The sequence below is a fragment of the Solibacillus sp. FSL W7-1324 genome (genome assembly GCF_038008025.1).
GTDB lineage: Bacteria > Bacillota > Bacilli > Bacillales_A > Planococcaceae > Solibacillus.
Window position 1 is genome coordinate 3,344,497 of sequence record NZ_JBBOYH010000001.1, and the last position, 15,504, is coordinate 3,360,000.

Consider the following 15,504-nt stretch of genomic DNA (forward strand, 5'->3'; position numbering starts at 1 on the left):
TGGTAATTTTTTATATGCGATTTGTAAATACAGGTTTAACTTGTAATTACATCATTCCTGGCATACCCATGCCACCCATATCCGGCATACCGCTGCCTGCTGGTTCTGGAATGTCTGCAACTACTGCTTCTGTTGTTAAGAATAGTGAAGCTACTGATGCTGCATTTTGTAATGCTGAACGTGTAACTTTTGCTGGGTCTACTACGCCTGCATCGACCATGTTTACCCACTCGCCTGTTGCCGCGTTGAAGCCAATACCAATCTCTTCACGTTTTAAACGGTCAACGATAATTGAACCTTCTAGACCAGCATTTTCAGCAATTTGACGAACCGGCTCTTCTAATGCACGTAAAATAATGCGTACACCCGTTGCTACATCGCCTTCCACTTGATCCAATACTTTTTCAACAGCCGCGTATACGTTTAGAAGTGCTGTACCACCACCTGATACGATCCCTTCTTCTACTGCTGCACGAGTTGAGTTTAATGCATCTTCAATACGTAATTTGCGCTCTTTTAATTCTGTTTCTGTTGCAGCACCAACTTTAATAACTGCAACACCACCAGCTAATTTAGCTAAGCGCTCTTGTAATTTTTCTTTATCGAATTCTGATGCTGTTTCAGCAAGTTGTGCACGGATTTGGTTCACGCGACCAGCTACTGCATCTGTGTTACCAGCACCTTCAACAATTGTTGTGTTATCTTTTGATACGATAACTTTTGCAGCACGACCTAGTGATGATAAATCAGCTGATTTTAAATCTAAACCAAGATCTTGTGTAATTACTTGACCACCAGTCAATACAGCAATATCCTCTAACATTGCTTTACGACGATCACCGAAACCTGGAGCTTTTACTGCCACTGCGTTGAATGTACCACGTAATTTATTTACTACTAATGTCGCAAGCGCTTCGCCTTCAACATCTTCAGCAATAATTAAAATTGGACGTCCTTGTTGAACCACTTGTTCTAATACCGGTAAAATCTCCTGAATGTTTGAGATTTTTTTGTCTGTAATTAAAATGAATGGGTTATCAAGAACCGCCTCCATTTTATCTGTATCCGTTACCATGTAGTGTGATGCATAACCACGGTCGAATTGCATACCTTCTACTACATCTAATTCTGTTGTAAAACCTTTAGACTCTTCAATTGTAATAACGCCGTCGTTTCCTACGCGCTCCATCGCATCTGCAATGTATTGGCCAATTTCATCATCTGCAGAAGAGATTGCCGCTACTTGTGCGATTGATTCTTTATTTTCAACTGGACGTGAAATAGCTTGAAGCTCTGTTAATGCAGCAGCAACCGCTTTGTCCATACCTTTACGAATACCTACTGGGTTTGCACCAGCTGTTACGTTTTTAAGTCCTTCACGAATCATCGCTTGCGCAAGTACTGTTGCTGTAGTTGTACCATCCCCTGCGATTTCGTTCGTTTTAGAAGCTACTTCCGCTACTAATTTAGCGCCCATATTTTCATAAGCGTTTTCCAATTCAATTTCTTTTGCAATCGATACACCGTCATTTGTAATAAGTGGAGAACCGAATTTTTTCTCTAAAACAACATTACGTCCTTTAGGGCCTAAAGTTACTTTTACAGCGTTAGCTAATTTATCTACACCAGCCGCCATTAATGAACGTGCTTCTTCTGAAAATTTAATATCTTTTGACATAATCCATTTTCCTCCTAATATTCACGATCTATTTTTTAATTTATTGTTTATGAAGTTGTGCAGCTAGCAAAGCTTAGTATGTATAACTAGCTGCAGTTCTTTTGATTTTGTAATTATCCGACAATTGCAAGTACATCGCTCTCACGCAGAATTAAATATTCTACGCCGTCGTACTTAACTTCCGTACCAGAGAATTTAGAGAAGATAATTTCGTCGCCTTCTTTTACGTCAAGCTCAAGACGAGTGCCGTTGTCAAGAACACGACCTGTACCTACTGCCACTACTTTACCAGTTTGTGGTTTTTCTTTTGCTGAGTCGGGTAAAACAATACCAAATGCTGTTTTTTCCTCTACCTCAACAAGTTCGATAATGATGCGATCTCCTAATGGTCTTAACAAATGAAACAACCTCCTAAAAATTTTTCTATTTTTAGCACTCTCGTTGGCTGAGTGCTAACACATTTATTAGTTTAAAGAATTCCATATTTTTTTGCAAGTATGTGCACCAAAAAAATTTGATTTATTGGCAAATTCCTCTACAATGATGTTAAATATAACAGTGGGGCATTCATAAGAGCCCCTAGTAAACTCTATAATAGAAGATAAGGCATTCCTCATGCATTTTGAGAGTGTGAAATTCTACTAGTCTGTAAGAGAAAGAAGGTTTTTCATTCGTGGCTTCCCGTCCATCAGATAAGTTCAAAACACAGAAGACCGCATTTTATGTGTTAATAACTTATATCATTTGTCAGTTATCAGTCTTATTACTTATATTCATTCCAGGCTTAAAAGATTCCCTTTTACAATTATTTTCTGGTATTTCTGAGCAGGATAAACTTATAAAGTTATCTGCTTGGTGGTCAACAATATCATTTGCAGTTGCTTTTATTGTGAGTTTTATATTAATCTCACGCAATAAGCAATTTTGGGATGTATTTAAAGGGGAAAAGGCTTCAATTGGGGCTTCTATCGGTTGGGGTGTCATCGGTTTCTTCCTAGTCTTTTTAGGGCAGACAATCGGCGCCTACATCGAGCTTGCTTTAGGAATTGATATGGGCTCTGAAAATACCGAAGCAATTATGAGTGTCACAAAGGTAGCTCCGATTATGATTATTGCGACTGTATTTTTAGGACCGATTTTGGAAGAGCTTGTATTCCGCCGTGTCATTTTCGGATCGATTATACAAAACTATAATTTCTGGATTGCGAGCATAATCAGTGCAATTGTATTTGCTGCGATTCATATGGATTTTACGCATATTTTACTGTATACGATTTGCGGGATGATCTTCGCATTTTTATATCATAAAACAAAGCGTCTTCTCACACCGATTATCGCGCATGTCCTATTGAACGGTTTCGTCACATTTATCCAAATGAATGCCGATAAGTTTCAAATATAACTATTGCCCGCTATGTAATATAGCGGGTTTTTATATATAGAAAATAAAAAAACGCTACCCGGTTTCGATAGCGTTGTCATTAACTATTATTCATCTGTTCCATTTGTTTACGCTGCATTTCAAGCAGCTCCTCTACTTGCAGTTCACGTTCACGCTCTTCTTCTGCTAAGATGCGCTCTTTTTCAGCAACTTCATACTTCCGATAACCAAGACGCGCTATGACAATACTTAATTCATATAAAACAAATAATGGAATCGCTATAATAATATTCGATACTAAATCAGGCGGAGCCAGCAATACCGAAATTACAATTAAAACAAAATACGCATATTTCCGAAATTTCACCATAAGCTTCGGATTGATGATTCCGAGTCGTGAAAGAAACAGTGTCACAACAGGCAACTGAAATAGCAGCGCAAAAGGTACGATTAACTTAATTAAAAATGAGAAGAATTCATTAATACCGATTGTTTGCGTAATATTCAAATCATTGGATAAGTCCGTCATAAAGCGCATTATAAATGGAAATAACACAAAATAAGCAAAGGCTATTCCCCCTATACACAATATAAAAGCATACGGAATATATTTCAATGTTGCCTTACGTTCAGCCTCATGCAAACCAGGTGTTATAAACGCCCATAGCTGGTACAGCAATAATGGCGATACTATAACGGCCGCTACAATAAATGTTACTTGTAAATAAACGGTTAAAGGATCTGCCGGACTAAATGCGTTCATCGAAAAACTGGCAGCTAAATCACTGCGTTGAATGTATCGAATAAGTGGTTTCGCCGTATAGAAACCGATGAAAAGAGCCATCACGAAGAAAATCGCTACGAAGAATAGACGTTTTCTAAGCTCTTCCATATGTTCAACTACGGTTAATTCTCTTGAATTCATAGCAAGACATCCTTATTTTACTTAACTTCGTTTTTTTCGTTCTCTTTATGTTCAATCACTTTTTTCTTTGTATCGAAATCGTCATCGTCATCCGTCAGGCCCTTCGTAGCGCTACGGAATTCACGTAAAGTTGTCCCCATCGCACGACCTAATGATGGCAATTTTTTCGGACCGAATATTAACAAAGCAATCAGTCCAATGATAATCAGGCTCACAGGTGTAATCGCATTAAGATGTACAATCACTATAGCCACCTCCTCTATTATTATGTATATTTTACATTAATTAACTAGAATTTGCTATTTATAGTAATGAACATTTTGTTACTTACCTGAGTTTCGTACTAAATACGTAAGTGCCTGTAATTCTACCGATAGATCAATGTTCATTACTTTAATCGTGTCAGGAACAGATAATCTTACTGGAGTGAAATTTAATATACCTTTTGCATTTATTTTTACGAGTCGGTCTGTCATCATTTGTGCTGAGCGGGACGAAACCGTCAAAATTGCTAGCTCCGCGCCAAACTCCTCATACATTTCCTCCAAACGATCTGGATGGAATACTGGAATATCACTAATCGTTGTTCCTTCCATCGGTGCCTTCGTATCAAATGCTACAACGATACGCGTATTATGATTTTTTTGGAAGTTATATTTTAATAAGCCATTCCCCAAATTTCCGACTCCTATAAGCGCAACATTCATCGCCTCGTCCTGATCCAAAGTTTGACGGAAAAATTCGAGTAAATACTGAACATCATATCCATATCCCTTTTTACCGAGTGCTCCAAAATAGGAAAAGTCCCGTCGAATCGTAGCCGAATCTATTTTCATCGCATCACTTAATTCCTGTGAAGAAATACGCTTTTTACCTTCAGTTGCGAAGTTTTTCAAAAATCGATAATAAAGAGGAAGTCTTTTTGTTGTTGCTTGTGGAATTTTTACTTCTTGTTTCACACATTCTCCTCCTATGTACAGTTGCAAACTCTTTTTCTAATAATGCCTCCATATAACCTGTCGGGGCTTACCAACATGATTGTATCACGTAGTTGTCCCCAAGCGTTATGACACACTTATCATAAACTTCACTCTTTGTGCAGAAGCAAGTTAATCTTACTAAACAAGGAGCGACAAGTAAAGTATCCATCGTTGCGAACAATGTTCCCATACATTAAACTAAATAGGAAGAAACTGAGGTGTAAACATGATTGTCTTACAAGTGAATCAATTATATAAATCCTTTATTACAGATGAAATATTAAGCGGGGTAAAACTAGAAGTACAGCATCATGACCGCGTGGCATTAGTAGGGCGAAACGGTGCCGGCAAGTCAACGTTATTAAAAATAATTGCCGGTCAAATGAGCTATGATTCCGGTGAAATTATTATTCCAAAAGATATTCAAGTCGGTTATTTAGAGCAGCATGCAGGCATTGACTCTGAACTTTCGATTTGGGACGAAATGATGACAATTTTCGTAAATCTGCAAAAACAGGAACAAACATTGCGTCAACTTGAACAGCAAATGGCTGATCCTGCAATATATGAAGATAGCGAACAATATGCCCGCATCATGGCAGAGTATGACCAGTTGCAGCATGATTTCAAAGATGCAGGCGGTTACCAGTATGAAGCCGATACCCGCTCTGTTCTGCATGGGATGCAATTTTTCCCTGAAGATTATCAAAAGCCGATCCGTTCACTATCCGGCGGACAACGAACACGCTTAGCACTCGCAAAGCTTCTTTTGTCCAAGCCCGACCTCCTTATTTTAGATGAGCCGACCAACCACCTGGACATTGAAACATTGTCATGGCTGGAAGGCTATTTAAAAGGTTATGACGGCGCAATTTTAATCGTTTCGCATGACCGTTATTTCTTAGATCAGGTCGTGTCGATTGTTTACGAAGTGTCCCGTACGAAAGTGTCGAAGTATGTAGGCAACTACAGTGCTTATTTAGATGAAAAGGCGAAAAACTATGAACGCGATTTAAAAATGTATGAGCGTCAAATGGATGAAAAGGCGAAACTCGAAACATTTATCCAAAAGAATCTTGCCCGAGCTTCGACTACAAAAATGGCCCAATCACGTCGTAAAGTGCTGGAAAAGACAAGTTGGATGGAATCTCCGGATGGCGATGAAAAGAGTGCAAACTTCGGCTTTACGATTGAGCGTCAAAGTGGAAATGACGTGCTGTCGATTGATAATTTAAAAATCGGCTTTACGGACAAAGCTATTTCCGAAAATATTGGAATGCGCGTCTTTAGAGAAGATCGTATTGCACTTGTCGGTCCAAACGGTGTTGGGAAATCTACGTTATTGAAAACAATCGTCCAAGATATTGAGGCACTTGCCGGGGACATTCGATACGGTACAAATGTTCAAATTGGCTATTATGATCAGGAGCAGGCGAAACTTCATTCGAATAAATCGGTTCTTAGTGAGCTTTGGGATGAATGGCCGTTACTGAACGAAAAGGATATCCGGAATATTTTAGGTCGCTTCCTGTTTAGTGGAGATGACGTATCAAAAACGGTAAACTCCCTATCAGGTGGAGAAAAGGCACGACTTGCACTTGCGAAATTAATGATGCAAAAATCTAATTTTCTAGTACTCGACGAGCCGACAAACCATTTAGACTTAGACAGTAAAGAAATACTGGAAAATGCTTTAATCGATTATCCAGGAACATTGCTATTCGTATCCCATGACCGTTATTTCATCAATCGTATTGCTACTAAAGTCGTTGAACTATCAGGCACAGGTTCATTCGAGTATTTAGGCGACTACGATTATTATGTGGAAAAGAAACAGGAGCTTGAAGAATTAGCTGCAATGAAAGCCGCAGCAGTTGAAAAGAATTCAACTGAACCGGCTGTCCAAGCGAAGACTACATCGACGATTGATAAGGATGCTAAAAAAAGAGAACGCCAAATTCGTCGTGCAATTGAAGATATTGAAAAGCAGATGGGCGCTTTAGATGAAAAAATCGCCATCTTTGAAGAACAATTATGTGATCCTGACATTTTTTCGGATCATGAAAAAACGCTATCCATTCAATCTGAGCTGAATGATGTAAAGGAACAGCATGAAGCATTTGAAATGGAATGGCTTGAACTGAATGAAGAGCTCGAACAGCTATAATGATGGAGTGTCCAGCAACATATGGACACTCCTTTTTTATATCTATACACAAGTCTGCTTTACGAGGAACATATTTTTTTGATTGTTATTGTATAATATTAAAGCTTTCTATCATCTTATCTACATAATAATCATATATATAGGTCAATACGCCAAATTTCTACAAATTTCTCCACAATTTTATTCACAATACAAATCTAGTAGTATCAACATATCAACATAGTTTTCCACATTATCCACATTTAAAATCAAAGTTATGCACATCGCTGTGTGAAAAAGACACTACTATATATAGATAAATCACATGTTACCCACAAGTTATACACAGTTTGTGTATAAGTACGCATGTTCGCACGTTTTTTTGTGAGTATTTAACTTTATCTGTGGATAATTTTCAGAAAAGTTGAACAGTCGATAAAAACTTGTTATAAATGAGATTTATCCATCATAAATTACTAGATTCGACTTTTTTTATTATTGAAAGAAAACAAATGAAGAAAAATTTATTTTCTCTATAAAAAAAGTATGGGTAAAGGATGTACTGCTACATCTCTTCCCCATACTTATATACCCTATTTCCAGCTCAAAAGCTCCATTCCAGGTCGTCCATTCATAGCTAAATTACCCCGAACCCCTGCTTCATACATTTCATAAGCAGCTGCACCAATCATTGCAGCATTATCTGTACATAATTTCAAAGGCGGCACATAAAATGGAATACCTTCTTCTTTAAACGCTTGTTCCAATGATGTGCGGAGTCCTTTATTAGCCGATACACCGCCAGCTGCGATGACTTGTTTTACGTGATATTCACGTGCTGCTCGTACTGTTTTACCCGTCAATACTTCCACTACACTGTCCTGGAAACCTTTTGCAACATGCTCGGCAATGATTTCTTCACCACGCTGATCCATATTATGTTTATAGTTAATGACTGCCGATTTCAAGCCGCTGAAGCTAAAGTCGTACGAATCTTCTTCCAACCATACTCGCGGGAAAGGAACCGCTTCTGTCGCTTCATGTGCAAGGCGGTCAATATGTGGACCACCCGGATATGGCATATTCAATACGCGCGCTACTTTGTCATATGCTTCACCTGCAGCATCATCACGTGTTTCACCGATCACTTCAAACGAACCATGTTCACGCATCAGGACAAGCTCTGTATGTCCACCTGAAACAACGAGTGCCAGCAGTGGAAATTCCATTGGTTGTACGAGATTATTCGCATAAATATGCCCGGCAATATGATGAGTCCCGATTAATGGCAAACCGTGGACAAATGCGAACGCTTTAGCCGCATTAATACCGATTAACAAAGCACCGACTAAGCCTGGTCCTTCAGTTACGGCAACAGCTGTTAAATCTTTCGGTTCCATATTTGCCTGTTTTAATGCTTCTTCTAAAACGATTGTCATTTGTTCAACGTGGTGACGTGATGCGATTTCCGGGACAACCCCGCCGAAACGCTTATGACTGTCGATTTGCGATGATACAACATTCGAAATAATCTCTGTACCATTTTTAATAATGGCTGCTGCTGTTTCATCACAACTTGTTTCAATTGCTAATATATAGTTATCCATTATAAATTCACCCACATTACTAACGCGTCTTCCTGGTTATCCGTATAGTAGCCTTTACGAAGACCTCCATCTTGGAAACCAAGTTTGCGATATAAATTTTGTGCAACAGTATTTGTTACACGTACTTCTAAGCTCATGACGTCCATATTTGCTTCTTTTGCAACCCGCATTGCTTCACGCATAAGTGTTTCACCAATGCCTTGACCACGTACAGATTGTACAACCGCTACGTTTGTAATCTGTGCTGCATCAATAACAAGCCAAATTCCACAGAAACCAATAATTTCACCGTTTCCGTCTTCCGCCACTAAATAATGGGCATATTGGTTTTCGGTCATTTCGTAATAAAACGAATCCAATGTCCATGGTGTAGGAAATGTTGCAAGCTCAATTTTATGGACAGCCTGAACATCATCTATTGTCATTCTGCGATACTGTACCATTAACGTTGCTCCTTTTTCTGTTCCTTTATCCAATTTGCTTCCGCTTCTGCAATACGGCGGTATTGGGGAACAAAATTATGGACAGCCTCTATTGTTGGTAATGGCATTTGTTGTGCTATAGCAATTAATTCAGACGCACGAGGCAGATCCATCGTAAATGGTGCGCGAACAGCCAAATCACCTAACACTTGCTGAATTTTTTCCATATACAAATCAACATCAGTTCCGACAAATAATATTGGCTGCTCTAACTGCTGAAGTTTCTGTAATAACCCGTCGATATGATCATGGTGATCTTCAACAATCGGCTCCAAAGTAGCTGTCTCATAAACACCTGCATATACATTTTGACGGCGGGCATCGATCAATGAACAAATCGCATAGTTCGCAACACGGGCATTAGCAGCCAGTGCTTTCAAACTAGATACGCCTACCAATGGTTTTTGCAAAGACCAGGCAAGGGTTTTGGCAAGAGTAACACCAATACGGACACCTGTGTAAGAGCCTGGACCTTCAGAAACGGCAACCGCATCAATTTGTTCCGGTGTTAAACCTGCCTTTTTTATAACTTCCTCAATTGCCGGCATTGCACCAACTGAATGTGTTAATTTTATATTTTGTACAACTTCTGCAATTACTTTATTATCTTGTACGATGGCGACAGAAAGCGGTGCATTTGCTGTCTCTATACCTAACCAAATCATTTTAATAACTCCTCACAAAGGCGAACATACTTTTCGCCTATCGGCTTCAATACAAATTTGCGTTTCGTTTCATCGATGCGTGTAATTTCAATTGCTAAACGCTCTTCTGGCAAATCTTCCTGTATAAGATGTGCCCATTCCACAACTGTTACAGCATCCCCATAAAAAATTTCTTCCCAACCTAAATCTTCATCGCTATCTTCCAGACGATATACATCAAGATGATTAAGTGGGATACGACCTACATATTGCTTCATAATCGTAAATGTTGGACTATTGACCGTTCTTTTTACGCCAAGCCCTTTTGCAAAACTCTGTGTAAATGTCGTTTTGCCGGCACCTAAATCACCTTCAAGTGTAATCGTATACTGCGGCTCGACTAATTCCGCCAATCTCATCGCAAGCGCTTGCGTTTCTTCCAGCGTATTTATATCTTTTTCAAATATCATCTGATTGCTTCCTTCCAAAAAAAAATCCATTATCTCTAGTTTACTTGAACTGAAGCAATTGTTCAAAATGTATCACTTTTGGATTGGTTCTTACTTAAATACACTAAGATAAAGTAGCTATGAAAAAAAGAAAACACTCATTTTTTTTGAAAAAAAGTGAATGTTCCTGATTACTCTGTATTTAGTTTTTAGCGAATCCCTAACGCTTTGAATTACCTTTGCGTTCCACTACTTCTTTTTTTACTAATACTTCATCGTTAAATTTTAAGCGATATCCTTTCGTCAGCAGAATTTCATCATTCCATTCATAAGTATCTTTATTGATCTTCTGTCCGGCACCTCCAGAAATGCGCACAACGTCTAAATAAGACATCCCTTCTTTTACTTTTTCATATTCATCTTCATTCATGTATTTTTGCCAAACATATGTATTACTTTCTTCTATCTCTAAAACTTCATCCTGACAAGCTGCTATTAACATTGTCAGCAACATAACGAGACAAATAGACAGGAAGACATAAAAGCCCTTTTTATTCATTTGTATCCCCCCTCAATATCCTTATGAAACCATTCCCGAAATTAAGCGGTTCAAACATTCCCAATAGGAAAAGGAGAATACGAACGTATCCGTATCCTCCTTATTTTAATAAACTTAGATTTTTATATTCTAATGTCTAGTATTAAATTATATACCTGGAATCCATCCTGGTCTTGACAGAATTTTCTCCATTAAAGGACCAGGGATTACAGTATCAATATTTTCATCATAAGATGTTACAACGTTTTCACCGTTTTGTACCTTTTCCACCCAATGCGGCTCAATTAATAAGGCACGACCAAGTGCTACTAAATCTGCACCTAACTGTAACGCTTGTTCTGCTTCTTCACGAGTATAAATTGAACCGACACCAATTAATGGTTTACGTCCATTTAATAAGTCGTGGATCACAGAAATACGGTTTTGTTGGCCTTCTACATAACGATGTGTTTCAGATTTGTAATCACCAAGTGAAATATGCAAATACGTTAGCGCTGTTCTCGCTAATTCATCCACCAACTTCACTGTATCATCCATTGTAATACCATCTTCTTCAGGCTCTTCCGGACTGAAACGGTACCCGATAATAAACTTTTCATCTGCATATGTGTTTTTTACTTTAATGACTTCATTTACCACTTGTAATGGGAAACGCAATCTATTTTCAAATGATCCGCCGTATTCGTCAGTTCTTTTATTAGTAAAGGCTGAGAAGTACTGTTGAATTAAATACGTATTCGCACCATGGATTTCAACACCGTCAAATCCCGCTTCAATTGCTCTTCTTGTCGCTTCTCCATACGCTTTAACCATTTCTTTAGTTTCTTCAAGAGTTAATGCACGTGCTTCTTTTTTCTCGATGGTAACAGCTGTACTCGCGCTTACAACATCTCCATTCGGTACTAACTGTTGATACGATTGACGGCCACCATGATGAATTTGTAATACCGCTTTAGCACCGCCTTGTTGTATAGCCTGTGCAATTCTTCGCAAGCTTGGAATATAACGGTCTTCATGAGCGGCAATTTGCCCTGGGAATGCTTTACCGTTTGCTGCAACATATGCGCACGCTGTAATGATCATCCCGGCTCCTTCAGCACGTTCTTTATAATATGTGATTTCCTCATCGGAAACGGTATCATCTTCATTTGCAGAGTAGGTTGTCATCGGTGCCATAACTAAACGGTTACGTAATTCAACCTCTTCACTCAATTTAAATTTTTCAAAAAGTGCCTTCATTACAATTCCTCCCTTTTGCTATGTAAGTACTTTAACGAAACTGCATTTTATTTTCAAGTTAGAGGTCCTCAATTTAAATATCCATTTTATAAACAACAAAAAAACCACTGATTCCTCAGTGGTTTTGCGTGTGCGAAGCGACGTCCTACTCTCACAGGGGGAAGCCCCCAACTACCATCGGCGCTAAAGAGCTTAACTTCCGTGTTCGGTATGGGAACGGGTGTGACCTCTTTGCCATCATCACTTCACTTGCACATGGATGTGCTGGCGTCTACGTTACCACAGGACGTGGTGCTTTTAGTAGACGTTCCTTAATCGGCTTCCAATACACTAGTGTGTCTTGAAACCCTTGAAAAAATTTTCATTCTTTCAAAACTGGATAAACGTTTCATTGAGTTTGTGCAATAAAATGTGGTTAAGTCCTCGACCGATTAGTATTCGTCAGCTGCATGCGTCACCGCACTTCCACCTCGAACCTATCTACCTGATCGTCTTTCAGGGGTCTTACTTACTTGCGTAATGGGAAATCTCATCTTGAGGGGGGCTTCATGCTTAGATGCTTTCAGCACTTATCCCGTCCATACATAGCTACCCAGCGATGCCTTTGGCAAGACAACTGGTACACCAGCGGTATGTCCATCCCGGTCCTCTCGTACTAAGGACAGCTCCTCTCAAATTTCCTACGCCCACGACGGATAGGGACCGAACTGTCTCACGACGTTCTGAACCCAGCTCGCGTACCGCTTTAATGGGCGAACAGCCCAACCCTTGGGACCGACTACAGCCCCAGGATGCGATGAGCCGACATCGAGGTGCCAAACCTCCCCGTCGATGTGGACTCTTGGGGGAGATAAGCCTGTTATCCCCGGGGTAGCTTTTATCCGTTGAGCGATGGCCCTTCCATGCGGAACCACCGGATCACTAAGCCCGTCTTTCGACCCTGCTCGACTTGTAGGTCTCGCAGTCAAGCTCCCTTATGCCTTTACACTCTACGAATGATTTCCAACCATTCTGAGGGAACCTTTGGGCGCCTCCGTTACTCTTTAGGAGGCGACCGCCCCAGTCAAACTGTCCGCCTGACACTGTCTCCTACCCCGCTAAGGGGCATGGGTTAGAAGTTCAATACAACCAGGGTAGTATCCCACCGACGCCTCCTTCGAAGCTGGCGCTCCGAGATCTCTGGCTCCTACCTATCCTGTACAAGTTGTACCAAAATTCAATATCAGGCTACAGTAAAGCTCCACGGGGTCTTTCCGTCCTGTCGCGGGTAACCTGCATCTTCACAGGTACTATAATTTCACCGAGTCTCTCGTTGAGACAGTGCCCAGATCGTTACGCCTTTCGTGCGGGTCGGAACTTACCCGACAAGGAATTTCGCTACCTTAGGACCGTTATAGTTACGGCCGCCGTTTACTGGGGCTTCAATTCACAGCTTCGCTTGCGCTAACCGCTCCTCTTAACCTTCCAGCACCGGGCAGGCGTCAGCCCCTATACGTCACCTTACGGTTTTGCAGAGACCTGTGTTTTTGCTAAACAGTCGCCTGGGCCTATTCACTGCGGCTTCTCTAGGCTATGCACCCAAAGAAGCACCCCTTCTCCCGAAGTTACGGGGTCATTTTGCCGAGTTCCTTAACGAGAGTTCTCTCGCACACCTTAGGATTCTCTCCTCGACTACCTGTGTCGGTTTGCGGTACGGGCACCTCTCACCTCGATAGAGGCTTTTCTTGGCAGTGTGAAATCAGGAACTTCGCTCATACGAGCTCGTCATCACAGCTCAACGTTAAAGTATGCGGATTTGCCTACATACACGCCTTACTGCTTGAACACGCGCAACCAACGGCGTGCTTACCCTATCCTACTGCGTCCCCCCATTTCTCAAACGGTGAGGAGGTGGTACAGGAATATCAACCTGTTGTCCATCGCCTACGCCTATCGGCCTCGGCTTAGGTCCCGACTAACCCTGAGCGGACGAGCCTTCCTCAGGAAACCTTAGTCATACGGTGCATGGGATTCTCACCCATGTTTCGCTACTCATACCGGCATTCTCACTTCTAACCGCTCCACCAGTCCTTCCGGTCTGACTTCAACGCTGTTAGAACGCTCTCCTACCACGCATACTCAAAGTATGCATCCACAGCTTCGGTGAATCGTTTAGCCCCGATACATTTTCGGCGCAGCGTCACTCGACCAGTGAGCTATTACGCACTCTTTAAATGATGGCTGCTTCTAAGCCAACATCCTGGTTGTCTAAGCAACGCCACATCCTTTTCCACTTAACGATTACTTGGGGACCTTAGCTGGTGGTCTGGGCTGTTTCCCTCTTGACTACGGATCTTATCACTCGCAGTCTGACTCCCGTGTATAAATATCCGGCATTCGGAGTTTGTCTGAATTCGGTAAAGCGAGATGCCCCCCTAGTCCAAACAGTGCTCTACCTCCGGTATTCTCAATCACGAGGCTAGCCCTAAAGCTATTTCGGAGAGAACCAGCTATCTCCAGGTTCGATTGGAATTTCTCCGCTACCCACACCTCATCCCCGCACTTTTCAACGTGCGTGGGTTCGGGCCTCCAGTGAGTGTTACCTCACCTTCACCCTGGACATGGGTAGATCACCTGGTTTCGGGTCTACGACCACGTACTAATTCGCCCTATTCAGACTCGCTTTCGCTGCGGCTCCGTCTTCTCAACTTAACCTCGCACGTAATCGTAACTCGCCGGTTCATTCTACAAAAGGCACGCTATCACCCATTAACGGGCTCTAACTACTTGTAGGCACACGGTTTCAGGATCTATTTCACTCCCCTTCCGGGGTGCTTTTCACCTTTCCCTCACGGTACTGGTTCACTATCGGTCACTAGGTAGTATTTAGCCTTGGGAGATGGTCCTCCCGGATTCCGACGGAATTTCACGTGTTCCGCCGTACTCAGGATCCACTCTGGAGGGAATGAACTTTTGACTACAGGGCTTTTACCTCGTTTCGCGGACCTTTCCAAGTCGCTTCGTCTAGTTCATTCTTTTGTAACTCCGTATAGAGTGTCCTACAACCCCAAAGAGCAAGCTCTTTGGTTTGGGCTCTTCCCGTTTCGCTCGCCGCTACTCAGGGAATCGAATTTTCTTTCTGTTCCTGCAGGTACTTAGATGTTTCAGTTCTCTGCGTCTGTCTTCGACACGCTATGAATTCACGTGAAGATACTATCCGATTAAAGATAGTGGGTTCCCCCATTCGGAAATCCCCGGATCAAAGCTTACTTACAGCTCCCCGAGGCATATCGGTGTTAGTGCCGTCCTTCATCGACTCCTAGTGCCAAGGCATCCACCGTGCGCCCTTATTAACTTAACCAAAAGTTAACACTTAGATCAATTTCGCCTTGGCGTAATTGCGTTCAGATTTTTTTGAGTTTACTCAAAAAGTTT

13 protein-coding genes and 2 rRNA genes are annotated in these 15,504 nt (G+C 41.2%); 2 read left to right on the forward strand and 13 right to left on the reverse strand.

Annotated elements, in window-relative coordinates:
• Positions 1 to 46: 46 nt before the first annotated feature.
• Together groL and groES are read right to left on the reverse strand one after the other, a co-directional pair.
• Positions 47 to 1,678 (reverse strand): chaperonin GroEL, encoded by a 1,632-nt coding sequence (gene groL, locus MKY71_RS16665; RefSeq protein WP_339173985.1) that lies wholly within the window; start codon positions 1,676 to 1,678, stop codon positions 47 to 49.
• 113 nt (positions 1,679 to 1,791) lie between these two features.
• Complete coding sequence (gene groES / locus MKY71_RS16670; RefSeq protein ID WP_008408486.1) at positions 1,792 to 2,076, reverse strand: co-chaperone GroES; 285 nt, start codon at positions 2,074 to 2,076, stop codon at positions 1,792 to 1,794.
• A gap of 275 nt (positions 2,077 to 2,351) precedes the next feature.
• Between groES and MKY71_RS16675 the strand changes: the two genes are divergently transcribed.
• Positions 2,352 to 3,080, forward strand: a complete 729-nt coding sequence (locus MKY71_RS16675) for a CPBP family intramembrane glutamic endopeptidase (protein ID WP_339196318.1) — start codon at positions 2,352 to 2,354, stop codon at positions 3,078 to 3,080.
• A gap of 79 nt (positions 3,081 to 3,159) precedes the next feature.
• Here the strand turns inward: MKY71_RS16675 and tatC are convergent, their stop codons facing one another.
• The 3 genes from tatC to MKY71_RS16690 form a co-directional block, all read right to left on the reverse strand.
• Positions 3,160 to 3,984 carry a twin-arginine translocase subunit TatC gene (gene tatC / locus MKY71_RS16680; protein WP_340733401.1) on the reverse strand — a complete coding sequence of 275 codons (825 nt, stop codon included), beginning with the start codon at positions 3,982 to 3,984 and terminating at the stop codon, positions 3,160 to 3,162.
• A 17-nt stretch (positions 3,985 to 4,001) separates the two neighbouring features.
• Positions 4,002 to 4,229, reverse strand: coding sequence for a twin-arginine translocase TatA/TatE family subunit (tatA, locus tag MKY71_RS16685; protein ID WP_008408483.1), 228 nt, complete (start codon positions 4,227 to 4,229; stop codon positions 4,002 to 4,004).
• 78 nt (positions 4,230 to 4,307) lie between these two features.
• A complete protein-coding gene (locus tag MKY71_RS16690) occupies positions 4,308 to 4,943 on the reverse strand; it encodes a redox-sensing transcriptional repressor Rex (protein ID WP_079523189.1) in 636 nt (211 codons plus the stop codon).
• Between the two features lie 247 nt (positions 4,944 to 5,190).
• Between MKY71_RS16690 and MKY71_RS16695 the strand changes: the two genes are divergently transcribed.
• Entirely contained in the window at positions 5,191 to 7,131 is a 1,941-nt protein-coding gene (locus MKY71_RS16695; RefSeq protein ID WP_340733403.1) for an ABC-F family ATP-binding cassette domain-containing protein, read from the forward strand.
• A gap of 572 nt (positions 7,132 to 7,703) precedes the next feature.
• Here MKY71_RS16695 and tsaD read toward each other — a convergent pair.
• The 8 genes from tsaD to MKY71_RS16735 form a co-directional block, all read right to left on the reverse strand.
• Positions 7,704 to 8,717, reverse strand: a complete 1,014-nt coding sequence (tsaD, locus tag MKY71_RS16700) for a tRNA (adenosine(37)-N6)-threonylcarbamoyltransferase complex transferase subunit TsaD (RefSeq protein ID WP_340733405.1) — start codon at positions 8,715 to 8,717, stop codon at positions 7,704 to 7,706.
• On the reverse strand, positions 8,717 to 9,160 hold the full coding sequence (gene rimI / locus MKY71_RS16705) for a ribosomal protein S18-alanine N-acetyltransferase (RefSeq protein WP_339174001.1): 444 nt from the start codon (positions 9,158 to 9,160) through the stop codon (positions 8,717 to 8,719). The genes tsaD and rimI overlap by 1 nt, the downstream gene beginning before the upstream one ends.
• Positions 9,160 to 9,864 (reverse strand): tRNA (adenosine(37)-N6)-threonylcarbamoyltransferase complex dimerization subunit type 1 TsaB, encoded by a 705-nt coding sequence (tsaB, locus tag MKY71_RS16710; protein WP_340733406.1) that lies wholly within the window; start codon positions 9,862 to 9,864, stop codon positions 9,160 to 9,162. The genes rimI and tsaB overlap by 1 nt, the downstream gene beginning before the upstream one ends.
• Positions 9,861 to 10,313 (reverse strand): tRNA (adenosine(37)-N6)-threonylcarbamoyltransferase complex ATPase subunit type 1 TsaE, encoded by a 453-nt coding sequence (gene tsaE / locus MKY71_RS16715; RefSeq protein ID WP_339174004.1) that lies wholly within the window; start codon positions 10,311 to 10,313, stop codon positions 9,861 to 9,863. The genes tsaB and tsaE overlap by 4 nt, the downstream gene beginning before the upstream one ends.
• Positions 10,314 to 10,512: 199 nt before the next feature.
• Complete coding sequence (locus MKY71_RS16720; RefSeq protein WP_340733407.1) at positions 10,513 to 10,851, reverse strand: hypothetical protein; 339 nt, start codon at positions 10,849 to 10,851, stop codon at positions 10,513 to 10,515.
• 147 nt (positions 10,852 to 10,998) lie between these two features.
• Entirely contained in the window at positions 10,999 to 12,090 is a 1,092-nt protein-coding gene (locus tag MKY71_RS16725; RefSeq protein WP_340733409.1) for an NADH-dependent flavin oxidoreductase, read from the reverse strand.
• A gap of 132 nt (positions 12,091 to 12,222) precedes the next feature.
• A 5S ribosomal RNA gene (gene rrf / locus MKY71_RS16730) occupies positions 12,223 to 12,338 on the reverse strand.
• A gap of 163 nt (positions 12,339 to 12,501) precedes the next feature.
• Positions 12,502 to 15,430, reverse strand: a 23S ribosomal RNA gene (locus MKY71_RS16735).
• Positions 15,431 to 15,504 lie beyond the last annotated feature (74 nt).

Excerpts from the sequence above, each read along its gene's own strand:
- groL (WP_339173985.1), bottom strand. The coding sequence starts at position 1,678 with ATGTCAAAAGATATTAAATTTTCAGAAGAAGCACGTTCATTAATGGCG.
- tatC (WP_340733401.1), bottom strand. The coding sequence starts at position 3,984 with ATGAATTCAAGAGAATTAACCGTAGTTGAACATATGGAAGAGCTTAGA.
- MKY71_RS16695 (WP_340733403.1), top strand. The coding sequence starts at position 5,191 with ATGATTGTCTTACAAGTGAATCAATTATATAAATCCTTTATTACAGAT.
- tsaD (WP_340733405.1), bottom strand. The coding sequence starts at position 8,717 with ATGGATAACTATATATTAGCAATTGAAACAAGTTGTGATGAAACAGCA.
- rimI (WP_339174001.1), bottom strand. The coding sequence starts at position 9,160 with ATGGTACAGTATCGCAGAATGACAATAGATGATGTTCAGGCTGTCCAT.
- tsaB (WP_340733406.1), bottom strand. The coding sequence starts at position 9,864 with ATGATTTGGTTAGGTATAGAGACAGCAAATGCACCGCTTTCTGTCGCC.
- tsaE (WP_339174004.1), bottom strand. The coding sequence starts at position 10,313 with ATGATATTTGAAAAAGATATAAATACGCTGGAAGAAACGCAAGCGCTT.
- MKY71_RS16720 (WP_340733407.1), bottom strand. The coding sequence starts at position 10,851 with ATGAATAAAAAGGGCTTTTATGTCTTCCTGTCTATTTGTCTCGTTATG.
- MKY71_RS16725 (WP_340733409.1), bottom strand. The coding sequence starts at position 12,090 with ATGAAGGCACTTTTTGAAAAATTTAAATTGAGTGAAGAGGTTGAATTA.